6 protein-coding genes are annotated in these 3604 nt (G+C 66.9%); all 6 read left to right on the top strand.

Features of this window, described 5'->3' with window-relative positions:
* On the top strand, positions 1-889 hold an 889-nt coding region (gene mtnA, locus FJY88_12670; GenBank protein ID MBM3288188.1), incomplete at its 5' end, for an S-methyl-5-thioribose-1-phosphate isomerase.
* A 91-nt stretch (positions 890-980) separates the two neighbouring features.
* Entirely contained in the window at positions 981-1448 is a 468-nt protein-coding gene (gene rplM, locus FJY88_12665) for a 50S ribosomal protein L13 (protein ID MBM3288187.1), read from the top strand.
* Positions 1449-1478: 30 nt separating this feature from the next.
* A complete protein-coding gene (gene rpsI, locus FJY88_12660; GenBank protein MBM3288186.1) occupies positions 1479-1874 on the top strand; it encodes a 30S ribosomal protein S9 in 396 nt (131 codons plus the stop codon).
* Between the two features lie 90 nt (positions 1875-1964).
* Positions 1965-2738 carry a 30S ribosomal protein S2 gene (gene rpsB / locus FJY88_12655; protein ID MBM3288185.1) on the top strand — a complete coding sequence of 258 codons (774 nt, stop codon included), beginning with the start codon at positions 1965-1967 and terminating at the stop codon, positions 2736-2738.
* Positions 2739-2757: 19 nt separating this feature from the next.
* Positions 2758-3357: a translation elongation factor Ts gene (gene tsf, locus FJY88_12650; GenBank protein ID MBM3288184.1), complete on the top strand. Its 600-nt coding sequence runs from the start codon at positions 2758-2760 to the stop codon at positions 3355-3357.
* 8 nt (positions 3358-3365) lie between these two features.
* Positions 3366-3604 (top strand): UMP kinase (locus FJY88_12645; GenBank protein MBM3288183.1); only part of this gene is annotated, 239 nt, incomplete at its 3' end.

Below are 3604 nucleotides of genomic sequence, written 5' to 3'. Positions count from 1 at the left end.
ATCGCTCGCCATTCGTGGGGCGCCCGCCCTGGGAGTGGCAGGCGCGTTCGGCGTGGCGCTCGCCGCCCGAGAGGCGATCCGGCTCGGACGCGATCCCGTTCGCGCCTGCAGGAGAGCGGCGGCGAAGCTGGCGGGCGCGCGACCGACGGCGGTCAATCTCTCCTGGGGGGTGTCGCGCGCGATCGAGCGGCTCTCGGCCATGGAGTCGGCCCGAGCCGGCCCTAAAGCCCTCCTCGCCTCGCTGGTCGAGGTCGGAGAGGGGCTGATAGAAGAAGACCTCGAGGCTTCCCGGCGGATGGCGCGTCACGGCGCGCCGCTCGTCCCGGCGGGGCGGCCCGTCCTGACGCACTGCAACACGGGAGGGCTCGCCACGGCCGGACTCGGCACGGCGCTGGCCGTCGCCCGCGAGGCCTTCGCGGCGGGGCGCATCCCGGGGGTCGTCGTGGACGAGACCCGCCCGCTCCTGCAGGGCGGTCGCCTGACGATGTGGGAGCTCCGGCGGTGGGGAATCCCCGCGAGGCTCATCTGCGATGGGGCGAGCGCCTGGGCGATTCGATCGCTCCATGTGGGCGCGGTCCTGGTGGGGGCCGACAGGATTGCGGCCAATGGGGACACGGCGAACAAGATCGGGACGCTGAACCTCGCCCTGGCGGCCCGCGCGAGCAGGATCCCCTTCCTGGTCGTGGCGCCGAGCAGCTCGATCGACCCCGAGACCCCCCGCGGCGACGGGATCCGGATCGAGGAGCGAGACGGGGCGGAGATCCTCCGCGCCTCCGGGTGGCCGCGAGGCGAGGGCGCCTCGGCCTTCAATCCCGCCTTCGACCTGACGCCGTCAGAGCTTGTCACCGCTTGGGTTACGGAGAGGGGGGTGGAGAGACCCCCGTTTTAGACCTCCTCCGGCATGCGTCTTGACACGCGTCCTCTGCATCCGTAGGATGTAGGTTTTGCACGGACTAACAGTCTGCGGAGGGGATAACGGGATGTCGACGTACGCGACGAAGGCATCGGATGTCGTCAGGCAGTGGCTGCTTGTCGATGCCGATGGGCAGATCCTCGGTCGGCTCGCCAGCGAGGTGGCCTATCTGCTCAGGGGCAAGGGGAAGCCCGGCTACGTTCCCTACCTGGACATGGGAGACCATGTCGTCGTGATCAACGCTGGGAAGTTCCGCGTCACGGGTCGCAAGATGGAGCAGAAGACCTACTTCAGGCACACCGGCTACATCGGCGGCGGCCGCATGACGACAATGGCGGATCGGATGGCCAAGCATCCTTCTGAAGTCATCCGCGATGCGGTCTGGGGGATGTTGCCGAAGGGGCCGCTGGGGCGCCAGATGGTCCGCAAGCTGAAGATCTATGAGGGACCTGACCATCCGCACCAAGCCCAGATGCCTCGCGTCCACAAGCTCGGGTCGACCGGACGCGACGCCCGGACGGAAACGGCCGGCTGAGTCGGAATCAGGGAAAGGGAGTAGCAGAGAATGGTTCACAAGCAGGCCTTGCAGGCGACGGGACGGCGGAAGACGGCGGTGGCGAGGGTCAGGCTCCTTCCCGGCAACGGGAAGTTCATGGTCAACGGAAAGCCGATCAAGGACTACTTCGGCCGCGAGGGGCTCGTCATCGCCGCGATCTCTCCCATGCGCTCGACGGAGACCGAGGCGCGCTACGACATGCTCGCCAACGTGGACGGGGGAGGCGAGACCGGGCAGGCGGGGGCTCTGCGTCTGGCGATCGCCCGCGCCCTGAAGGCTGCGGATCCGGCGAACAAGGCCGCGCTCGATCGCGACGGCCACCTGACGCGCGATCCCAGGATGAAGGAACGCAAGAAGTACGGGCAGCCTGGCGCGCGCAAGCGCTTCCAGTTCTCCAAGCGATAGATCCAGGAACAGAATGACGCACGTCCCCTGCGTAGTTGCCCTTGGGGGTCAGGGGGCGGAGGAACAAACTACGCGCCAGACGGAGGGTATATGTCCGCGGTCAGCATGAAGGATCTCCTCGAGGCGGGTGTGCACTTCGGGCACCAGACCCGCAGGTGGAACCCGAAGATGAAGAAGTTCATCTTCCTCGAGCGCAACGGCATCCACATCATCGATCTGCAGAAGACGCTCCAGTGCCTCGACGCCGTCCGGGACGCAGTCGTCCGGACCGCGAAGAACAACGACTCGATCCTCTTCGTCGGCACCAAGAAGCAGGCGAAGGAGGTGATGAAGGAGGAGTCGGCTCGCTGCGGCAACTTCCACGTCAACGAGCGCTGGCTCGGCGGGATGCTGACGAACTTCCAGACTATCAAGATGAGCATCCGCTACTTGAGAAGCCTCGAGAGGATGCGCGAGGACGGCACCTTCGAGAAGCTCTCCAAGAAGGAAGTGTCCCGGCTGGAGAAGCAGCGGGGCAAGCTGGAGAAGAACTTCACCGGCATCAAGGAGATGAACAGGCTTCCTGGAATGCTCTTCGTGGTCGACACCAAGATGGAGCGGATCGCCGTTCTCGAGGCGAGGCGCCTGGGAATCCCCGTCATCGGCCTGATCGACACCAACTGCGATCCGGACGAGGTGGACTACCCGATCCCGGGCAACGACGACGCGATCCGGTCGATCCGCCTTTTCTCCAGGATGATCAGCGACACGGTCCTCGAGACCAGGGCGGCGATGTCGGGAATGCCGAAGGAAGCGGAGGCGATGGGCGCGGCCGCGGCGGCCGGGGTGTCGTCTGATGCGGCCACGGCCTCCGACGGCCGGTAGGGCGGAGGGGAGAGGGGAAATGGAAATCAGCGCAGCGATGGTCAAGGATCTACGGGAGCGAACCGGCGCGGGGATGATGCAGTGCAAGAAGGCTCTGGGGGAGGCCGGGGGAGACATCGAGGCGGCCGCTGAGATCCTGCGCAAGCTGGGCCTCTCCTCGCTGGCGAAGCGGGCGGAGCGCTCCGTCTCTGAAGGAAGGATCGAGGCCTACGTGCACCCGGGCAATCGGATCGCGGTTCTCGTGGAAGTCAACTGCGAGACCGATTTCGTCGCGCGCACCGACGACTTCCTGCGCCTCTGCAGAGAGCTGGCGCTGCAGGTGGCGGCGACCGCGCCCCGCTGGATCGCGGAGTCGGACATTCCGGCGCAGGAGATCGAAGCGCAGAAGAAGCAGATCCACGACCGCCTCGCGGGCGACGGCCTCAAGGGATCCGAGCTCGATGACCGTGCCTCGAAGGAAGTCGATCGCTTCCTCGAGGAAACGGTTCTGCTGCGGCAGCCCGGCATCCGCGATGGCAGCAAGGTCGTCGGCGAGATGGTGACCGACGTGGCGGCCAAGCTCGGGGAGAACATCAAGGTCAGCCGCTTCAGCTACTACCGCCTGGGCGGGAATCCCTAGGTCCGGCCGTGGCCGGGCAGGACGTCGAGCGATCCCCTCGACCCCGCTGGAACAGAGTCCTCCTGAAGCTCAGCGGCGAGATCCTCGCCGGCGAAGCGAGATCGGGGATCGACCATCCGACGGTGCGCGCTCTCGCCGAGCAGATCGGCGAGGTGCGCGGGCTCGGTTGCCAGCTCGCGATCGTCGTGGGGGGCGGCAACATCTTCCGCGGGACCGATGCCGCCAGGGTCGGGATGGGGCGCGCGAG

The organism is Candidatus Eisenbacteria bacterium (genome assembly GCA_016867495.1).
Lineage (GTDB): Bacteria > Eisenbacteria > RBG-16-71-46 > CAIMUX01 > VGJL01 > VGJL01.
Note: the sequence above shows the minus strand (reverse complement) of the source record. Positions and strands in the feature narration are given on the sequence as shown.